The organism is Paenibacillus sp. Y951 (assembly GCF_056786395.1).
Genome location: NZ_JBXCIY010000005.1, coordinates 320,931 through 338,970, shown reverse-complemented (window position 1 = coordinate 338,970; position 18,040 = coordinate 320,931). Strand labels below are relative to the sequence as shown.

The window sequence follows — 18,040 nt, the reverse complement described above, 5'->3', positions numbered from 1 at the left end:
CTGTATCGCCCATATGCTAGGATAAGGGCTCAACTCCTCTAGGTCAAATGAGAAACATTGAAAATGGACAAACCCTTAAAGAATATTATAAAAGCTACATTACACAATTTTATCATCACCCCCGCACTCATTACCCGATAATTTAAAAGACAATCAAATATTAACGGCGACGCATTCCAAAATGAATTAAAGCAACAAGTTAATGGCAACCAAAGAAGATGAACCCATGTCCATCAAGACTCACAAAACAAACACTCCCTGCATGGCTTGAACAGCTAGAAGTGAACCAAAAAATTAAGCGTAAGGTTACGGTATATGGAGAAGTCTTTTTCGATGAAGAAGCAGGCTATGGAGCTTATGTGTGCATCGAAGACAAGAAAAAAATATTTACCATTTCAGGCTATATTCCGTTTGCCCTGCAGGAGGGGTAGTCTTATCTCATTGAAGGTGCAGTGACTTTATATAAAAATAGTAAGCAAATAAAGATTGATTCTATCAAAATTGAAAAGCTGACGACGCCAGAGGGTGTTATTGTTTTTCTGCAAAGCTTGAAAGGGTTAAAGAAGCGAGCAGAGCTACTTTATGATACATATGGATTGGAAGTTATTGATATTTTGATGAATGATCCAGAGCGGATCGCTAGCGAAATATCAGGTATAGGCATGAAGCTGGTCGAGAGCTGGAGTCAGCAAATTAAAGTGCTAGACGGTAATTATGATTTACTAGCCCGATTAATGAATTGGGGCATGACGCTTAATCAAGCAAAGCGGCTAATTAAGGAGTTAGGGCAAGAGGTTGATCATGTTATTGAGAAAAATTCGTATACTTTAATCCGACTAGTGAAGGGGTTTGGCTTTCGTCGATGCGATCCGTTATGTATCAGCTGAAGCAAAAGTATCGTTTTACAGTGCTTTCGTTTGAGATAGAGTCGATTAATAATCACATTCAACGATTGATTGAGCGAATGAAGCTTGTTGAGTCGGATGAACGGATTTATTTGCCAGAGGTGAATCAATCAGAGCAGTTTCCTCATGAAGAAACCTTAGAAAAATTCATTATGTGATGTCGAACGGCGTTCCAAGTGTTTCTTATTTTAGGTCAGCAATATCGGAATAATCCTGTTCAAACACACACCTAAGGTCGTGTGTTTTTATTTTTCTCCGGACCAATGAAATTAACTCCATTACAAAAAAAACCACAAAATTTAATCGTCACATTACAATTTATGGTTATAGTTAATGAAAATATGAAATCTGAGCAAGAAAAATGAATTAACAAAAGGAGAAAATGTATATGACAAAAGACAGGAGAAATGGAATCATTATCGGTATTTTTTACATTGGTGCAGCTGTTACTTCGATTATCGCTTTAATTTTGTATAATCCCGTATTGTCAGATCAATGGTTTATGGCTGCGACTAACGGTTATGAATCAAAGATATTGTTTGGTGTATTTAATGATATATTGCTAATCATGTTTGCAATAGGTACAGCGGTTATGCTGTTTCCTTATCTCCGCCGTTGGAATGAACAATTAGCTCTAGGACATGTAACCTTTCGATTTATGGAAGGGGTTTTTATTGTCATCGGCGTGGTGAGTATATTAACTTTATTGCAGCTTAGCATGCATTATGAGGCAAATGAATTAACAAGCAATCATAATCTCCTTGAAATCGGATACTTGCTGCAAGCGGGTCACCGTTGGACTTTCATGCTAGGTCCTAATTTTATGCTCGGTGTCAATACTTTATTGTACAGCTATTTATTGTTTAGAACTGGTCTAGTGCCAAGACCGTTAGCAGCATTTGGTATGATTACAGCTGTATTGGTTTTCATCGCGGGTCTATTAGACATGTTCGGAATTATAGCTCCTCTCTCAGCAGTAAAAGGTTTAATTGCCCTGCCTGTGGGCGTTTATGAGATGAGTTTGGCAATCTGGTTGATTGTGAAGGGATTTCATAAGCAAAATCTTGTAAAGCTAATGGGAAAATAAATCATTTGCACAAATGAGTAATGAATGATTAGACGATTCGCATAGTACTAGTATAGATTGGGAGGGAATCCATTGAAAATGATGAAGGCTATTGTTTGCACTAAGTATGGACCGCCGGACGTACTCCAACTCCAAGAGGTTGAACAGCCTTTACCTAAGGAGAAGCAGCTGCTCATTCGCGTTCAAGCAACTGCAGTCAACTCAGCAGATTTGCGTTTGCGTAAAGCAGAACCTTGGGCGGTCAGACTTGCTTTCGGTTTGACAAAGCCGAGACTACCGATATTGGGCGGTGTGTTTGCAGGGACAGTTGAAAAGGTTGGTTCTCAGGTTCATCAATTTGCAATTGGCGATAAAGTATTTGGGACGACAGGGATGGCAATGGGAGCATATGGTGAATATATATGCGTGCCTGAGAACGGCTGTGTTGCTGTTATTCCGGAAAATATGGACTTTGCCCAAGCGGCTGCAGTTCCTTTCGGAGCAATGACTGCCCTACATTTTCTGAATAAAGCACAACTTCAAAAAGGAGAAACAGTTCTAATTTACGGCGCATCAGGGGCTGTAGGTTCGGCTGCCGTCCAATTTGCTAAGGCTAGCGGCGCTGAAGTGACTGCTGTATGTAGTTCAGCTAATACATCTTTAGTGCAATCCCTCGGAGCGGATCATGTTATAGATTATACAAAAGAAGATTTCAACCGCCATACAAAGCGATATGATGTTGTGTTTGAGACGGTAAATAAACTCCCTTTTGCGCAATGCAAGAGATTGGTTCAGAACGAAGGAAAATTAATTCTAGGTGCGGCAGGCTTAGCAGATATGTTGAGAGGAACATGGAACGACAAAACAAAGCGAGTGAAGGTACTGTCGGGTCTGGCTCAAGAGAAGAAGGAGGATCTTCTCTATATTAAAGAGCTTATCGAGAATGGCCATTATGCGGCAGTCATAGACAGAAGCTATCCACTGACGGCCATGGTAGAAGCTCATCGGTATGTGGAGCTAGGACATAAGAAGGGCAATGTAGTCATTGAGCATGAAGCTTAGTTGAGTCTGGGAGATTACTTCGCTGGCAGCGCAGGGGGCGGGAGTTCGAATCCCTCTTAGCTTCATCAATTTGCAATTGGCGATAAAGTATTTGTAATGACTGATTAGATAGAGCTATTAAGAAATAATAATCTGTAGCCTCCCTAATCGGGAGGTTTTTTCATGCGAAGATATACTGCTGGCAGATATAAGTTGGACTTATATTGTATATGGAAAACGAATTGGCTTAGAATAAAGTCTCCTGCAACATAACTCCCTATAGAAATGTAGTAGTAATTCACCGATAATTTATAAGATAATCAAATATTAACTAACGGTAACAAATCCCAAAAAGAATTAAAGCCTTCCATTAATAGCAACCAAAGAAGGTGAACCCAATGTCATGGCCATCAAGACTTACAAAACAATCACTCCCTACATGGTTTGAACAGATGGAAGTGAACCAGAAAATTAAGCGCAAGGTGACAGTATATGGTGAAGTCTTTTTCGATGAGGAAGCAAGCTATGGAGCTTATGTATGCATCGAAGATAAGAAAAAGACATTTACTATTTCAGGCGATATTCCGTTTGCTCTGCAAGAGGGACAGTCTTATCTCATTGAAGGTGCTGTGACTTTATATAAAAATAGTAAGCAAATAAAGCTTGATTCTATCAAAATTGAAAAGCCGACGACGCCAGATGGTGTTATTGTTTTTCTGCAAAGCTTGAAAGGGTTGAAGAAGCGAGCAGAGCTGCTTTATGATACGTATGGATTGGATGTTGTTGATATTTTGATGAATGATCCCGAGCGGATCACTAACGAAATATCTGGTATAGGCATGAAGCTGGTCGAGAGCTGGAGTCAGCAAATTAAAGTCCTGAACTACCAATGCAGAATTAAAGTCTATGCTGATCGTAAAAAGAGAAAAAGCCTCCAAAGGGAGGCTTTTTTAATCGGCACAATTATCTTGAGATAATGGCGACACGTAATTAAAACGTTCAGATAAGCACCACAGCCAACAGAGTTGGCGGGGAATATAGAGTGTTAATAAATTTAATAATATCACATCTTCATGATTCGGTCAATATTTCCATTTGTTGCACTAAAATTTACTTGAGATCGAAATCCTCTCGTGCTGTGGCTGCTTCATTAATGAATGCTTCTAATTTAGCTGAGATTGTAGTTACCTGGGCAGTGAGAGAGGATATCTGGTGCTGAAGACGTTTGATCTCATGTAAGGTGTCTGGTGAGTATAGATGTGCAAGTTTAAATATAAGTACCCTATACAAATGATCACCATATTGAAGTATTGGATAAGGAAAATGTGTGTTAATTTGATCGAGAATATGATTAGGTACGATATAATCCTTTATATTACACCTTAAATCTTTTTGTACTCTGTTTTTGGAAACATGTCTAATCTGGTGTAAATTAATAATTGTATCCTTCGGAAAGATTGGAAACTGGCCCCTCACACCAGTGGCATCACTGGGGACACTTAAAATTGCCTTTTTGATCTCACCATTAAAAATCTCGTCATCGTTTTCCGAGTTTGTAGGTACGACAACAATCATTTCATTGAAATCACCAAGAACAATGGCTGGATGAGGTTGAAACAGTTCTCTATCTATTCCATATCCAAAGTCAACAAATACCTTTCTCCCCGTGTCATACCGTTTTGGACCCGTTCCAGCTGGATTTTTGACAGTATACTCATCATAATCCAATCCGTTTAATGTATGTTTATTGAATAAGTTATTCCAGAGAAGAAACGGAATGCTTTCACCTAATTTAAAGGTTTGTACTAGGTCTTCTGTTTCTTGCAATGTCTCATGTAATTGAGTAAGAATAAAAGAGTCTCTTCTAGTAGGTGTATTATTAGAATAAATGTGATTTTTTACGCTTGCTTTGTTAAATACGATTGTAATACCCCCTCTACTAATTGGTGGTTATAATAAACAGAGAACAAGATGTTATTTATATTATAGAACAAATGTTCTTATTTGTCTCTTTCAATATTTAAATTATTGCCAATCCAACACCAACACAACTCCCTATAGACATGTAGTAGTAATTCACCGATAATTTACTATGAACTAACCATTAAAGAAGGTGAACCCATGGCATGGCCATCAAGACTCTCAAAACAATCACTCCCTAACTGGCTTGAAGAGCTGGAAGTGAACCAAAAAATTAAGCGCAAGGTGACAGTATATGGTGAAGTCTTTTTCGATGAGGAAGCAAGCTATGGAGCTTATGTATGCATCGAAGATAAGAAAAAGACATTTACTATTTCAGGAGATATTCCGTTTGCGCTGCAAGAGGGACAGTCTTATCTCATTGAAGGTGCAGTAACTTTATATAAAAATAGTAAGCAAATAAAGCTTGATTCGATCAAAATTGAAAAGCCAACGACGCCAGAGGGTGTTATTGTTTTTCTGCAAAGCTTGAAAGGGTTAAAGAAGCGAGCAGAGCTACTTTATGATACGTATGGATTGGAAGTTGTTGATATTTTGATGAATGATCCAGAGCGGATCGCTAACGAAATATCAGGTATAGGAATGAAGCTGGTCGAGAGCTGGAGTCAGCAAATTAAAGTGCTTGACGGTAACTATGATTTGCTAGCCCGATTAATGAATTGGGGCATGACGCTTAATCAAGCAAAGCGGTTAATTAAGGAGCTAGGGCAAGAGGTCGATCATGTTATTGAGAAAAATCCGTATACTTTAATCCGTTTGGTGAAGGGTTTTGGCTTTCGTCGATGTGATCAAATTGCAAAAGAGTTAGGATTTGATCTTACTGGGAGAAGTCGGATGCTAGCGGCTATTCGTTATGTACTACGAGAGGCATCGCAAGAAGGACATTGTTTCTTAATGCGCGAGGAGCTTCTACAGCGGGTCAAGGCTACGTTAGATATTCAGCTAACAGTAGTAGAAATGGAGCAGCTGCTTAGTCAATACGCTGGGCAAGCGACGATTGTGTATCAATTAGGTGGTAGCAGCTATGAGCTTGATTACGATGCGGTGTCCCTACATTGCTCGCGATACAGAGCCGAAGGAAACTACCAGCTGAAGCAAAAGCATCGTTTTACAGTGCTTTCGTTTGAGATAGAGTCGATTAATAATCATATTCAACGATTGATTGAGCGAATGAAGCTTGTTGAGTCGGAGGAACGGATTTATTTGCCAGAGGTGTATCAATCAGAGCTCATCGTTGCCGCCAAAATATTACGGATACTGCTCCATCCAACGATTCCCTTTGACGATACTGAAGGGGATATACAGTCGTATTTGCAGGCAAATCAATTGCATTTGGAAAGTAAGCAAGCAGAAGCTGTTAACAGTTTTACGGAACAAACAGGCGGAATGTATATTTTGAATGGAAGTGCTGGCTGCGGAAAGACGTTTACGCTTAAAGTCATTCTCGCTTTATTGGAAATGCAATATGAACAGCGGAATATGCCGTTCCGCGTCAAGGTGTTTGCTCCTACTGGAAAAGCATCTAAAGTAGCTGCGAAAGCAACGGGACGAGAATGCACGACGATTCATCGTGGGCTCAAATTCAAGCCAGATGGTGGATTTGAACATAATGAGAAACTGCCGCTAGATATTGACTGTCTCGTCTTAGATGAAAGCTCAATGCTAGATATCGTGCTTGCGAAGCATCTATTCAGCGCGATCCCACCTCACTGTAAAGTGATATTTATGGGCGATACGAAGCAATTACCGAGTGTTGGAGCGGGTAATGTACTTCATGACTTGATTAGCAGCGAAGTGATTCCAGTTATTACATTGGATGTCGTGAAACGGCAAGCGAAGGATTCAGGTATTATCGTAAATGCGAATAAAATCATTCAAGGTGAGATGATCGATACAAGTGCAGACACATTAGATGCCTATGTTATCTATCAGAATGAAGCTGAGAAAGTGCAGCATACCGTTATCCGATCCATTGATAGACTACTGGCAACGAGAGATATGTCTATTGAGGATATTCAAGTATTATGTCCTCAGCGTAAAGGTGAGGTCGGCACGTATGTAATGAACTGGATGATTCAGCAAGCATTTAATAAGAGCGAAGCAGGCATCAAGGTTGAGAATAGAGTGATAGTTAAGCAAATAAGTGGCAGTGACGAAGCAGAAGAAATACCGTTATACTTTAAAGCTGGAGATAAAGTCATTCACACCGCTAACAACTATCAGATGAAATGGTATACGAAATCGAGCTCCGATAGCTACGAGGAGAACAGTAAGTTAGTTGGCATTACAAATGGTGAATGCGGCGTAATCGAAGAAATTTATCAGGTCAATCAACAACAGGATGAAGAAGAGTATGTTATCGTCGTTCGCTATGAAGATGGCTATGTGAAGTATATGAACCAATTTGATGAGCTGGATCATTGCTATGCGATGACGATTCACAAATCACAGGGCTCACAATGGCCTGCTGTATTAATGGTGGTTATGATGGAAAACTATAATATGCTAGATAATAGTATCTTTTATACGGGATACACAAGAGCAAAGGATTTCAGCTGCGTCATCGGTCAATCGAATGCCATTGCCCATGCTATAGCTACTTTTCGTAACCTAAGACGTAATACTAGCCTTAATGAGAAGTTTATCGTTCAGGAATAACAATATAAGATTAATAATGAGTTGTTGACGTGTTTGTGGCAGTTCAGTTATTATAAAGATAATAGACCCCACCTGCACCTCTTTACAATGTGTCCCAAGGTGGGGCATTTTTTTTATTCCTACATGATAATACTTAGCGAAGAGAACCAATTACTAGTGGAAAAGCGATAGCGGTCGTTTTTGACCTCGGATTTATACCACTATTATTATTACAATAAATCCGAGGCCAGCGGCGATTGGAGCAGTAATTGGTTCACGTAGCGGACTGCTATAGTAGCTGCATACATATCGCTACGATTAACCATATAAGGATGATTAAGGCGATCAGCGGATTACGTGCTACCCTTCTAGCTTTTAAAGGCTGCTCTACAAGCTTCATATATAAGGATACAAAATCTCGTTTCGACCATAGTTCCCATTGTAGGTTAAAGAGATTGATTGCAATATAGGTTAGCAAGATAATGACAGCGAATGGTGCATATCCCGGTACTTGTGTTAGTGCAAAGCAACTTACAGAAAGGAACATTAACCATACTTTTAATTGTCCGAAGTCTCGAAGCAAAGATTTAATATATAAATCTCCGATTATACTTCCGAGATTGTTACGATTGATTAACCGTTGTGACTGACTAAAGAGTATAGGTTTTTTGCGTTTACTTGTTGAAGTTAACTCCATCGACTGACTGAGAATCATTCCTGTAAATTGAAGTTTATTCTCATTGGCATTAGACAAATGCTGCTGAAAGTTAAGTGGGGTCATTGCATATTTTCTAATCATTATGAGCGCGACGATAAAATTAATTGTAATGCCAACCCAGTATGGGAAAACATGATCGAGATAAAGGAATATAGGTACGAATATGATACAGCTGTTGATTATGAAAATGAGTAGTTGTAGTAGCCATTTCTTCCACCAAGCTGCTGTAATCGTCCAACGATGATTTACGATTAACGGAATGATACTACTAATCGCAACATACGCTACAAGCATTAATATATGTAGAGCAGTCCAATCGCTAACTAATACTAGAAATGGAAGTAGTACTAGCGGTACACATAAACTTAGAAGCTGAACAATGAACCAAGAATATATCAAACCATAACGCTTTAATGACAATAGCCATCGGGGCTTCTGAAGCAATACGACTTGATCAGCATCTTCTACCAATATAGTGATTTGACCAATGGAGACAATAATCGTAATGATGATTAAACTAACTATATCCCATGGAATATTAATTGCCCACTGAGGTGTTTCCAGCCACCACTCATGATAAAATCCGATGAATATAACAACAGCTGGGATAAGGATATAAAGCCAAACTGACCAGTCAAAAATACTATCTACTACTTTGTAAATTCGTAAGTAATGCTGTTTCAGTCGAACTTTGAATAATTGAGCCATTGTTAGCACGACATCACATCCGTTGTTAACGTATTAAAGCAGTCAAATAAAGTAGCTTGGTCATCTAGATCAGCAGCCATTATTATTTCAGCTAAAGTTCCGCTTGCTACAACTTTCCCTTGATGAATAAGCACAAAAGAATCGCATATACGTTCGGCAGTGTCAAGCATATGAGTACTCATCAGTACACCAGCACCTTGAGCTCTTGCATCGTCAAGTAACGCCAAGAAATCAATTGTAGCTTGGGGATCAAGTCCGACAAATGGTTCATCCACAATAAATAAGTCTGGTTCTAAGATGAAAGCGAGAATGAGCATAAGTTTCTGCTTCATCCCTTTGGAAAAGCTACTTGGATAATGATGCTTCTGGTCTACGAGTTTAAATTGCACAAGAAGTTTTTCTGCACGTTGTTCGAAGTCATTTTCTTCGATTCCATTAACAGATGCTACAAACCACAGATGCTCCCATAATGTGAAGTATTCATAATAGATCGGTTGTTCTGGGACGTATGCGTAAGTGCCTGATTGACCTCCTATGTCAACATGTCCAAGGCGATAAGGTGCAATATCCATAATAGATTTAATCGTAGTGCTTTTTCCAGCGCCATTAGGGCCGATTAACCCTACTAGTTCACCTTGATGAATTTGGATATGTATATTAGATATGGTTGCAACATTAGGTTCATATCCCGCTTCCGTTATATTAACATCGAGTATCAGCTTTGCTTTATTAGAGTTCGATTTCATATAAGCCTCCTCATTAACATCGATAGTTTTGTATACGTCATTAACGTGAATTTGTTTCATTCTTACTCAGCGGAGAGAACTAATCTCTTCACCTACGCCGTAGCGTCCCCCAACTTGATCTCTTTGCTATAGCTTTAACCTATACCTAAGTATAGATTTTTGGAATTATTTATAATATGTACAACATGATACTCTTAAGTCAAATCAATTAAGGGAGCGATCATGATGGTGAAAAGTAGTTTGCTTGGTTATCCGCGTATAGGAGAACAGCGTCAATGGAAAAAGGCTTTAGAAAGTTATTGGAATGAGCAAATCAACGAGCAACAACTACTAAGTCAATTGCAGGAAATTAGATTGCAGCATCTTAGTAAGCAGAAGGAAGCGGGAATTGATTACATTCCAGTTAATGATTTTAGTCTCTATGACCAAGTGCTTGATACATCAACAATGCTTGGCTTAATTCCAGAGCGTTTTCAGTATAATGGCGGAGTCGTATCAACAGAGCTTTACTATGAAATTGCCCGTGGCTCGAAGGATGCAACTGCAAGTGAAATGACGAAATGGTTCAATACGAATTATCATTACATCGTACCTGAACTTGGCAATATAGAACCGCAATTAACGGTAAACCGTCCACTTAGTGCTTATCAAGAAGCCAAACAACATTTAGATATTGAAGGTAAACCCGTTTTGCTAGGCTTGTTTACGTTTGTAAAGCTATCGAAGGGTTATCAGCGTGATCAATTTACAGCTTGGATTGATAAATTGCTTCCATTATATATACAGATTGTGCAGGAGCTTGAACAAGCAGGTGTGCAATGGATTCAAGTCGATGAGCCTGCTATCGTGCAACAGTTATCAGACGAGGAGCTTACTACATTACAGCGTATATATCAGGCGTTAGCCGAAGCGGCACCAAAACTACAAATTATGCTGCAAACGTATTTTGAAAGTGTTGAACGTTATGAGCAAATTGTTCAATTACCAGTAGCGGGTATTGGCTTAGACTTTGTACATGGCGTAGAGCAAAACATTGCTAATATTACACAGTATGGCTTCCCAGCTAATAAAGTATTGGGTGCAGGCGTCATTGATGGGCGAAACATTTGGAAGGCTAATTTGTCAGAGCAGCATCAACTACTTCAATCATTGAAGGAGCGAGTAGGAGAGCAGCAATTATGGGTTCAGTCATCATGCAGTCTATTGCATGTTCCTGTAAGCTTGAATCGTGAAGTTGCATTGCCAGAAGAGATTCGTAACGTTATGGCCTATGCGGATGAGAAGATCGTAGAAATCGTTCAATTAACGTTAGCGATTAATTGTGTTGATATTGGCTACTTAACCCAAATCGAACAAGACAAAGCAGCGTTTGCAACGTTTAACAATTTAGCACAACGCAATCAACAGCAAGTGTATGCAACGATTGAGCAATTGAAAGGAACAGGTCTCGAGCGCTCCGTTCCATTTGCTCAGCGTTATAACGAGCAGCAACAGAAGCTGGAACTGCCAATTTTACCGACAACAACGATCGGAAGTTTCCCGCAATCATTGGAAGTTCGTCAAGCTAGACAGTTATGGCGCAAGGGCGAATGGTCGGAGGAACGCTACAACACATTTATCGAGGCGGAAATTGATCGTTGGATTGCTTATCAAGAAGAGCTTGGTTTAGATGTTTTCGTTCATGGTGAATTTGAACGTACCGATATGGTTGAGTTTTTCGGTGAAAAATTAGGTGGATTCGTATTTACGAAAAATGGCTGGGTGCAGTCATACGGCTCTCGTTGTGTGAAGCCTCCCGTTATCTATGGGGATGTAACCTTTATCGAGCCGATGACGGTGAAGGAAACAGTGTATGCGCAAGCGCAAACGGATAAACCAGTCAAAGGAATGCTGACAGGACCAATTACCATTATGAACTGGTCATTTGTACGCCAAGATATTGCTAGAGAAGAGGTTGCTTATCAGCTAGCTTATGCATTGCGTCAAGAAGTTGAGGCATTAGAAGCAGCAGGTATACCAATTATTCAAGTCGATGAGCCTGCCGTAAGAGAAGGACTACCATTAAAAGCGAATGAACAACAAGCGTATCTTGACTGGTCGATTCGAGCGTTCCGTATGACTACTTGTACTGTGGAGGCAACAACGCAAATTCATACTCATATGTGCTATTGTGATTTCCACGATATGATCGCTTCAATCGAGTCGATGGATGCTGATGTTATCTCCATCGAAACATCACGTAGCCATGGTGAATTAATCGGTAGCTTTGAACAGAATACGTATCCACAAGGGATTGGACTTGGTGTATATGATATCCATAGTCCACGCGTCCCAGCTGTAGCAGAAATGACAACGATGATTGATCGTGCCCTGCAAGTGCTGAGTCCGAAAATCTTCTGGATTAATCCCGATTGTGGACTTAAGACACGCAAAGAAGCAGAGACGATCGATGCGCTTCGTAATATGGTTACGGCTACGCTAGAGGCGAGAGCAAAGCTGCAAGTGTAAGCATAACGGTAAGTGGATATTCTCCCAAGACGTAGTAGTTACTACTTGCTAGGGAAGATAGACGATGACGTTGCATACATAAATGCCGAGTTTAGGGGGATTACTGCCCTTGCTCGGCATTTTTTATGTTCATTTTTTCCATACGGTAGTAAGATAAGATGAATGTGCACAAACTTAATATAACTGATAAAGTTATCGTGATAAGTCAACTAGAAAAGAGGTTATCGGTAATGAAAGAGCAGAAAAAAAATCATTCTTACGTTCGACTGATGTGGAGCATGATGAAGGTTGGCTTACTAGGCTTCGGCGGTGGACCATCGGTCATGCCACTATTCCGTCATGAAGCAGTACATACATATCAATGGATGGATGACGATGAATTTGGAGAAATACTAGCTATAGCTAATGCATTGCCAGGTCCGATTGCGACTAAAATTGCGGCGTACTTGGGATATCGCTTAAAGGGCGTGAAAGGTGCGATCGTTGCTGTACTTGCCCATATCATCCCTTCTAGTGTAGCCATGATTGCATTAATGTCAGCAGTATATTTCTTGAATGGCTCTCCTATTGTGCAAGGAATGATTAGTGCGGTTATCCCTGTTGTAGCAGTTATGCTTGGCGTTATGATGTATGAATTTGCGGCAAAAGCAGTTAAAGGACTTGGTAAGTATATAGGTGTAGTAAGTTTTATATTAGCGTTTCTATTATTGCAAGTAATTGATATTCATCCTGCTATTGTTATTATTGTATTTCTAGCATATGGAACGGTACATTTCCGCATAATGTCAAGGTGGAAGGTGAAACGACAGCAGGAGGGTGAACTATAATATGGACTGGCTGGAATTGTTAAAGTTATTTATTGGTTTCTTTGTTGCAAATGTACTGGGCTATGGTGGTGGGCCTGCCTCGATTCCATTGATGTATCGTGAAGTGGTGACGAACTATGAATGGTCAACAGCTGCTGAGTTTTCTAATATTCTCGCACTTGGTAATGCACTGCCAGGTCCAATTGCTACAAAAATTGCTGCTTATGTAGGGTACGATGTAGGGGGTGTTGTAGGAACTATTGTCGCTTTAATCGCTACCATTATCCCTTCGGCAGTTGCTCTTATCTTATTATTGAAAGTACTTCGAAAACATCGTCAATCTAATGTCGTGAAAGGAATTGGACTACTTGTTCAGCCTGTTATTGCTATTATGATGTTAGTACTTACATGGGAAATGGGACAAAGCTCAGTAGAAAGTATTGGTTGGCTGCAATCCATATTGATCGCGGCCGTTGCATTTTGGGCGATGCAGATGAAGAAAATTCATCCCGCTATTGTCATGATTGCTGCTTTTGCTTATGGGGGTATCGTGATACCGTATATATAAGTCCAATTGACACATCGAAAAAGAGCCTAAATCCGATTAGTAAAATAATCGTGCTTAGGCTCTTTTCTATGATGACACGGTATGCTTTTCAATAAATGTATTGATCTCGTTAATCTGTGAGCTGTTGCTAGATGGAACGGTATAAGTAGCGCCCCAGTATCCGGTTGCTGTTGAGCCTTGAGCAGGAAAGCCATATAGGTCAAGATCGTGAAGAATACGATGCATATAGCGTAATGCCTCAAGATTTCGTTGCTCAGAAGCGATATGAAGTAAAGAAATCATATTGTTCATATCTGCGGTAAGATCTTTTTCTGCGGGTAAACCATCTCGAATAGTTTCGTATTCCGCTTGTTGAAGAAATGTAGAATCAATAATTTTGGTCCAGCTGTTGGTTGCTTCCGGTGTATAAGCTTCAATTCGCCCACCCATGAGAAAATACTCAGATTGTGCATGCAGCGCCCTTAGTTTCTCGAGAGCATTGTATTCTTTAGAGTTCTGATCCATTAAATACTCTTGAGAGGGGAATTTAATAGGCTCATTTTCTATCACATCAGCCTTATCTTCCAGACCATACAATTTAGCATAATAAGTCGCCTTTTGTTGCTCGGTTTGTATAGCTTTGTTAGTAAGTGTTATGGTTACAATTATGGCTGATATAAATGCTACTATACTAATCGTACTAATAAGTAATCCAATTTTGTTTTGTTTCACGTCTATTATCTCCTGTTGAATAAATGATTTCGAGTTACTGTTGAAAACACACAAATATACATTATACTGCAAAAGCTATTTATAACACCTTGAAATTTTTTACTATCAGCGATAAAATTCACATATTAGCTTTAGTATGCACCGAATAGTACAACATAATTAGGAGTAATATCGGAAGTTATTGCTGTAATTGTAATGACAAAAGTAGGGGCAAATGCTCGATAATTACGCTAAATGTGATATAGTAAGAAGAGAACATAATAAGAAAGAAAAGTGGGATACAGATGATTGTCATTAAAACAACGGAAGAAATTATGAAGATGAAGCAAGCAGGAGAGATTCTAGCTGCTTGTCATAAAGAAATAGCAAAAATGATTAAACCAGGTATAAATACGATGGAAATTGATGAATTTGCTGAAAAATTTATGCTCGATCATGGAGCTACTCCAGAACAAAAGGGATATCATGGCTATCCATTCGCAACATGTGCATCTGTTAACGATGTGATCTGCCACGGTTTTCCTAGCAAGGAAATGATCTTGAAGGATGGAGACATTGTAACGATTGATATGGTTGTCAATCTTAATGGTTGGTTAGCAGATTCTGCATGGTCGTACGGTGTAGGTCAAGTTACTCCTCAAACACAAAAATTACTAGATGTCACCAAGGAATCTATGTATAAAGGGATTGAGAAGGCTGTTATCGGTAACCGTATTGGAGATATTTCTAATGCGATTCAAGTATATGCTGAGGCTGAAGGTTTCTCTGTTGTACGTGACTTTATTGGTCATGGTATCGGCTCTGAGATGCATGAAGAACCACAAGTTCCTCATTATGGACCAGCAGGTAGAGGTACACGCTTGAAGGAAGGTATGGTACTTACGATAGAACCTATGCTCAACGTTGGGAAATATCATGCCCAATTAGATGCTGATGGGTGGACCGCAAGAACGGCAGATGGTAGCTTATCCGCTCAATACGAGCATACACTTGCTATTACAGCTGACGGACCATTGCTAATTACACAACAAACCTAATATAATGCCCGAGCATATTATGCGATTCCACAATGCATTGATCTGCTCGGGCATTCTTCAGTTTAGATGAATGTACAAATTATAGCTACAGAGTATAAATACGAGGTGCCTATGTTACAACCATTTTTACAACAATATAAAGATTTGGTACAGCTGAATGATGTTCAGCAAAAAGCAGTGGAGCATTTTCAAGGTCCAATATTATTGCTTGCATCACCAGGGTCAGGTAAGACGACGACCATTATTATGAGAATAGGCTATCTTGTTAGCTATCATAAAGTTCAAGCAGATCAAATTATTGCGGTTAGTTTCAGTAAAGCATCCGCTCGTGATATGAGTCTGCGTTATGAACGGTTTTTCCCTGAACTTCCGAAAGTGAAATTTTCCACGATCCACAGTCTTGCTTTTGAAATTGTCATACAAGGATTACGGAAGCAAGGAATCGCGTATGAAGTAATCGATGGTTATGACAAAAAACCAGCTGAAGAAGTAGTCGAGCAAGAAGTTAGACTTCATAAAAATATTATATTACGACAACTGTATGAAAAGTTATTTCATGAAAAACTGAAAGATGAACTGCTGGATGAATTATTGACCTATATTAGCTATGTGAAAAATAAAATGATTCTGCCCGAGCAATGGAGTTCGATCCCTTGTAAAGTGAAGCAAGCGGACGAATTATTGCGTATGTATGAACAGTTTAAGCAATCACAAGAGAAGCTATTGCTAGATTTCGATGATATGCTCGTCTATGCCGAGAAAACATTACGAGAAGATATGGCAATTCGGAATATATACAAGCGTAAATATCGTTTTATGTTAACGGATGAAAGTCAGGATACTTCGTTAATTCAGCATCATATTATTGCACTACTCGTTGAAGATCATCAAAATCTATGTGTGGTTGCTGATGATGATCAATCGATATACAGCTGGAGAGGTGCAGAACCGACCTATTTATTATCATTTAAGGAACATTATCAGACCGCTGAAATTTTGTATATGGAGCAAAATTATCGTTCATCGCAAGAAATTGTAACGATAGCTAATCAATTTATAAGGAAGAATCATAACCGATATCCGAAGATGATGTTTACCGAAAATGCAGCTCGCGAGCTTATTCAGTTTCATGATTTTCCATCTGTACAAGAAGAAATTAATTATATTGCAAGTAGCTTACAGCAATCTGATCAGTTACAAGAAGTAGCTGTACTATATCGTAATCATTACTCATCTATTATGCTCGTTAATGAGCTTGATCGCAGGGGGATTCCGTTCTATATGAAGGATGGAGATGATCGTTTTTTCTCTCATTGGGTCGTTGAAGATATTTTGAATTTTATGAGATTAAGCTATACCGATCGTCGAATGGATATATTTGAAAAGCTGGCGATGAAAATGAATCTATATTTATCCAAACAGCAAATAATGCAATGCAAACAGCTGCATGAACAGGAGTCGATATTCGAATTGTTGCTAACTAAAGTGACGTTGAATGACTACCAGCCGGAACTCATTATTCGTGCTCAGCAAACGATTCGACTACTCCGAGATATGAGTCCTGTTGAGGCGATTCAGCGGATCCGCAATGAGCTAGGCTATGATAAAGCAATTATTGGATTATGTGAACGGTTAGGCTTCCGCAAGGAATATTTACTTAGTATCCTTAATAGCTTAGAGGGAATTGCTGAAGGTCAACAAACATTAGCACAATTTGCAGAGAGATTGAAGCAACTTGAGCAAGCTCAACAACAAGCGAAAAACAAAAAGCGAGAAGCAGTTGTAACCTTGTCTACGCTACATAGCGCAAAGGGGTTAGAATTCAATGTTGTCTTTATGATGGATCTAGTCCAGCAAGTCATTCCATCGCGTACGGATCAAGATAGTAGGGAGTTAATGGAAGAAGCGGCTAGACTGTTCTATGTAGGGATGACCAGGGCAAGGCATAGCTTGCATTTGATAACGGTACAACAGTGGCAAAATGAGCGAGCGAAGGAATCAGAATTTGTACAAGCAGTAAAGAGTATTCAAAATTTATTGCCGATGATGTTGGAGCAAACGATGTCAGCGCAAATTCAGCAAAAGCTTGATCATATCGTCAATCATCAATCGTCAACGATAACGCAATTTAGTACTGCGAGCAAAGTGAAGGCTACAAATGCGAACGCAATTAAAGATGCGAATGCATTAGTCGTTGGTATTAAGATTACCCACGAACAATTCGGTGACGGTACTATTGAAGACGTACAGTCCACCAAAATTAAAATCAAATTTGTGGAGCACGGATTGAAAACACTGCAAGTTGAGATGTGTATTACGCAAGGATTGTTGGAATTACAGCCGTAAATGAATAAGTAGGATGGAGTAGGTGGATAGGTGACGGCAATGCTTGAACTAAGAAATATTAGTAAAAGCTTTCAAGAACAATTGTGACTTGATTCGGGAGATGAATTGGTTTCGGATAAGTGATGACTTAATACCGTCTCAATTGTCTGACATGTGGGAATGGTAGATGAGTTCAAAGGATTTTTTTCAGCTAGTGTGCATCTAGTTTTTCTATAACGTAAAAATGCCGAACTTAGAGGATGGGTATCATCCTGATAAGTTCG

At 39.4% G+C, this 18,040-nt stretch carries 16 protein-coding genes; 12 read left to right on the top strand and 4 right to left on the bottom strand.

Features of this window, described 5'->3' with window-relative positions; all coding sequences use genetic code 11:
- The first annotated feature begins 218 nt into the window (after window positions 1-218).
- From AC1TPB_RS10095 to AC1TPB_RS10070, 6 genes are all read left to right on the top strand, one after another.
- Window positions 219-431 carry a hypothetical protein gene (locus tag AC1TPB_RS10095; RefSeq protein ID WP_482076347.1) on the top strand — a complete coding sequence of 71 codons (213 nt, stop codon included), beginning with the start codon at window positions 219-221 and terminating at the stop codon, window positions 429-431.
- Window positions 432-452: 21 nt separating this feature from the next.
- Window positions 453-887 (top strand): helix-hairpin-helix domain-containing protein, encoded by a 435-nt coding sequence (locus AC1TPB_RS10090; protein ID WP_482076346.1) that lies wholly within the window; start codon window positions 453-455, stop codon window positions 885-887.
- Complete coding sequence (locus tag AC1TPB_RS10085; protein ID WP_482076345.1) at window positions 875-1,063, top strand: hypothetical protein; 189 nt, start codon at window positions 875-877, stop codon at window positions 1,061-1,063. The genes AC1TPB_RS10090 and AC1TPB_RS10085 overlap by 13 nt, the downstream gene beginning before the upstream one ends.
- Before the next feature lie 230 nt (window positions 1,064-1,293).
- A complete protein-coding gene (locus tag AC1TPB_RS10080) occupies window positions 1,294-1,992 on the top strand; it encodes a DUF4386 domain-containing protein (RefSeq protein ID WP_482076344.1) in 699 nt (232 codons plus the stop codon).
- A gap of 81 nt (window positions 1,993-2,073) precedes the next feature.
- A complete protein-coding gene (locus AC1TPB_RS10075) occupies window positions 2,074-3,033 on the top strand; it encodes an NAD(P)-dependent alcohol dehydrogenase (RefSeq protein WP_482076373.1) in 960 nt (319 codons plus the stop codon).
- A 377-nt stretch (window positions 3,034-3,410) separates the two neighbouring features.
- On the top strand, window positions 3,411-3,989 hold the full coding sequence (locus AC1TPB_RS10070) for a hypothetical protein (protein WP_482076343.1): 579 nt from the start codon (window positions 3,411-3,413) through the stop codon (window positions 3,987-3,989).
- A 133-nt stretch (window positions 3,990-4,122) separates the two neighbouring features.
- Here AC1TPB_RS10070 and AC1TPB_RS10065 read toward each other — a convergent pair whose 3' ends face one another.
- On the bottom strand, window positions 4,123-4,839 hold the full coding sequence (locus AC1TPB_RS10065; RefSeq protein ID WP_482076342.1) for a hypothetical protein: 717 nt from the start codon (window positions 4,837-4,839) through the stop codon (window positions 4,123-4,125).
- Window positions 4,840-5,133: 294 nt separating this feature from the next.
- Between AC1TPB_RS10065 and AC1TPB_RS10060 the strand changes: the two genes are divergently transcribed.
- Complete coding sequence (locus tag AC1TPB_RS10060) at window positions 5,134-7,650, top strand: AAA family ATPase (protein WP_482076341.1); 2,517 nt, start codon at window positions 5,134-5,136, stop codon at window positions 7,648-7,650.
- A 268-nt stretch (window positions 7,651-7,918) separates the two neighbouring features.
- Here AC1TPB_RS10060 and AC1TPB_RS10055 read toward each other — a convergent pair whose 3' ends face one another.
- Together AC1TPB_RS10055 and AC1TPB_RS10050 are read right to left on the bottom strand one after the other, a co-directional pair.
- Window positions 7,919-9,055 carry an ABC transporter permease gene (locus tag AC1TPB_RS10055; protein WP_482076340.1) on the bottom strand — a complete coding sequence of 379 codons (1,137 nt, stop codon included), beginning with the start codon at window positions 9,053-9,055 and terminating at the stop codon, window positions 7,919-7,921.
- A gap of 2 nt (window positions 9,056-9,057) precedes the next feature.
- Window positions 9,058-9,861 carry an ABC transporter ATP-binding protein gene (locus AC1TPB_RS10050; RefSeq protein ID WP_482076339.1) on the bottom strand — a complete coding sequence of 268 codons (804 nt, stop codon included), beginning with the start codon at window positions 9,859-9,861 and terminating at the stop codon, window positions 9,058-9,060.
- 165 nt (window positions 9,862-10,026) lie between these two features.
- Between AC1TPB_RS10050 and metE the strand changes: the two genes are divergently transcribed.
- The 3 genes from metE (at window position 10,027) to chrA (ending at window position 13,683) form a co-directional block, all read left to right on the top strand.
- Window positions 10,027-12,309: a 5-methyltetrahydropteroyltriglutamate--homocysteine S-methyltransferase gene (gene metE / locus AC1TPB_RS10045; RefSeq protein ID WP_482076372.1), complete on the top strand. Its 2,283-nt coding sequence runs from the start codon at window positions 10,027-10,029 to the stop codon at window positions 12,307-12,309.
- A 230-nt stretch (window positions 12,310-12,539) separates the two neighbouring features.
- Window positions 12,540-13,136, top strand: a complete 597-nt coding sequence (gene chrB, locus AC1TPB_RS10040) for a chromate efflux transporter ChrB (RefSeq protein WP_482076338.1) — start codon at window positions 12,540-12,542, stop codon at window positions 13,134-13,136.
- 1 nt (window position 13,137) lies between these two features.
- Window positions 13,138-13,683, top strand: coding sequence for a chromate efflux transporter ChrA (gene chrA / locus AC1TPB_RS10035; protein ID WP_482076337.1), 546 nt, complete (start codon window positions 13,138-13,140; stop codon window positions 13,681-13,683).
- Window positions 13,684-13,749: 66 nt separating this feature from the next.
- On the opposite strand, the gene AC1TPB_RS10030 is transcribed toward chrA, so the two are convergent.
- Window positions 13,750-14,394, bottom strand: a complete 645-nt coding sequence (locus AC1TPB_RS10030) for a hypothetical protein (RefSeq protein WP_482076336.1) — start codon at window positions 14,392-14,394, stop codon at window positions 13,750-13,752.
- 284 nt (window positions 14,395-14,678) lie between these two features.
- Between AC1TPB_RS10030 and map the strand changes: the two genes are divergently transcribed.
- The gene (gene map, locus AC1TPB_RS10025) at window positions 14,679-15,431 is read left to right on the top strand and encodes a type I methionyl aminopeptidase (RefSeq protein ID WP_482061693.1); all 753 of its coding nucleotides are present in this window, start codon (window positions 14,679-14,681) and stop codon (window positions 15,429-15,431) included.
- Between the two features lie 66 nt (window positions 15,432-15,497).
- Window positions 15,498-17,777 (top strand): ATP-dependent helicase, encoded by a 2,280-nt coding sequence (locus tag AC1TPB_RS10020; protein ID WP_482076335.1) that lies wholly within the window; start codon window positions 15,498-15,500, stop codon window positions 17,775-17,777.
- Window positions 17,778-18,040 lie beyond the last annotated feature (263 nt).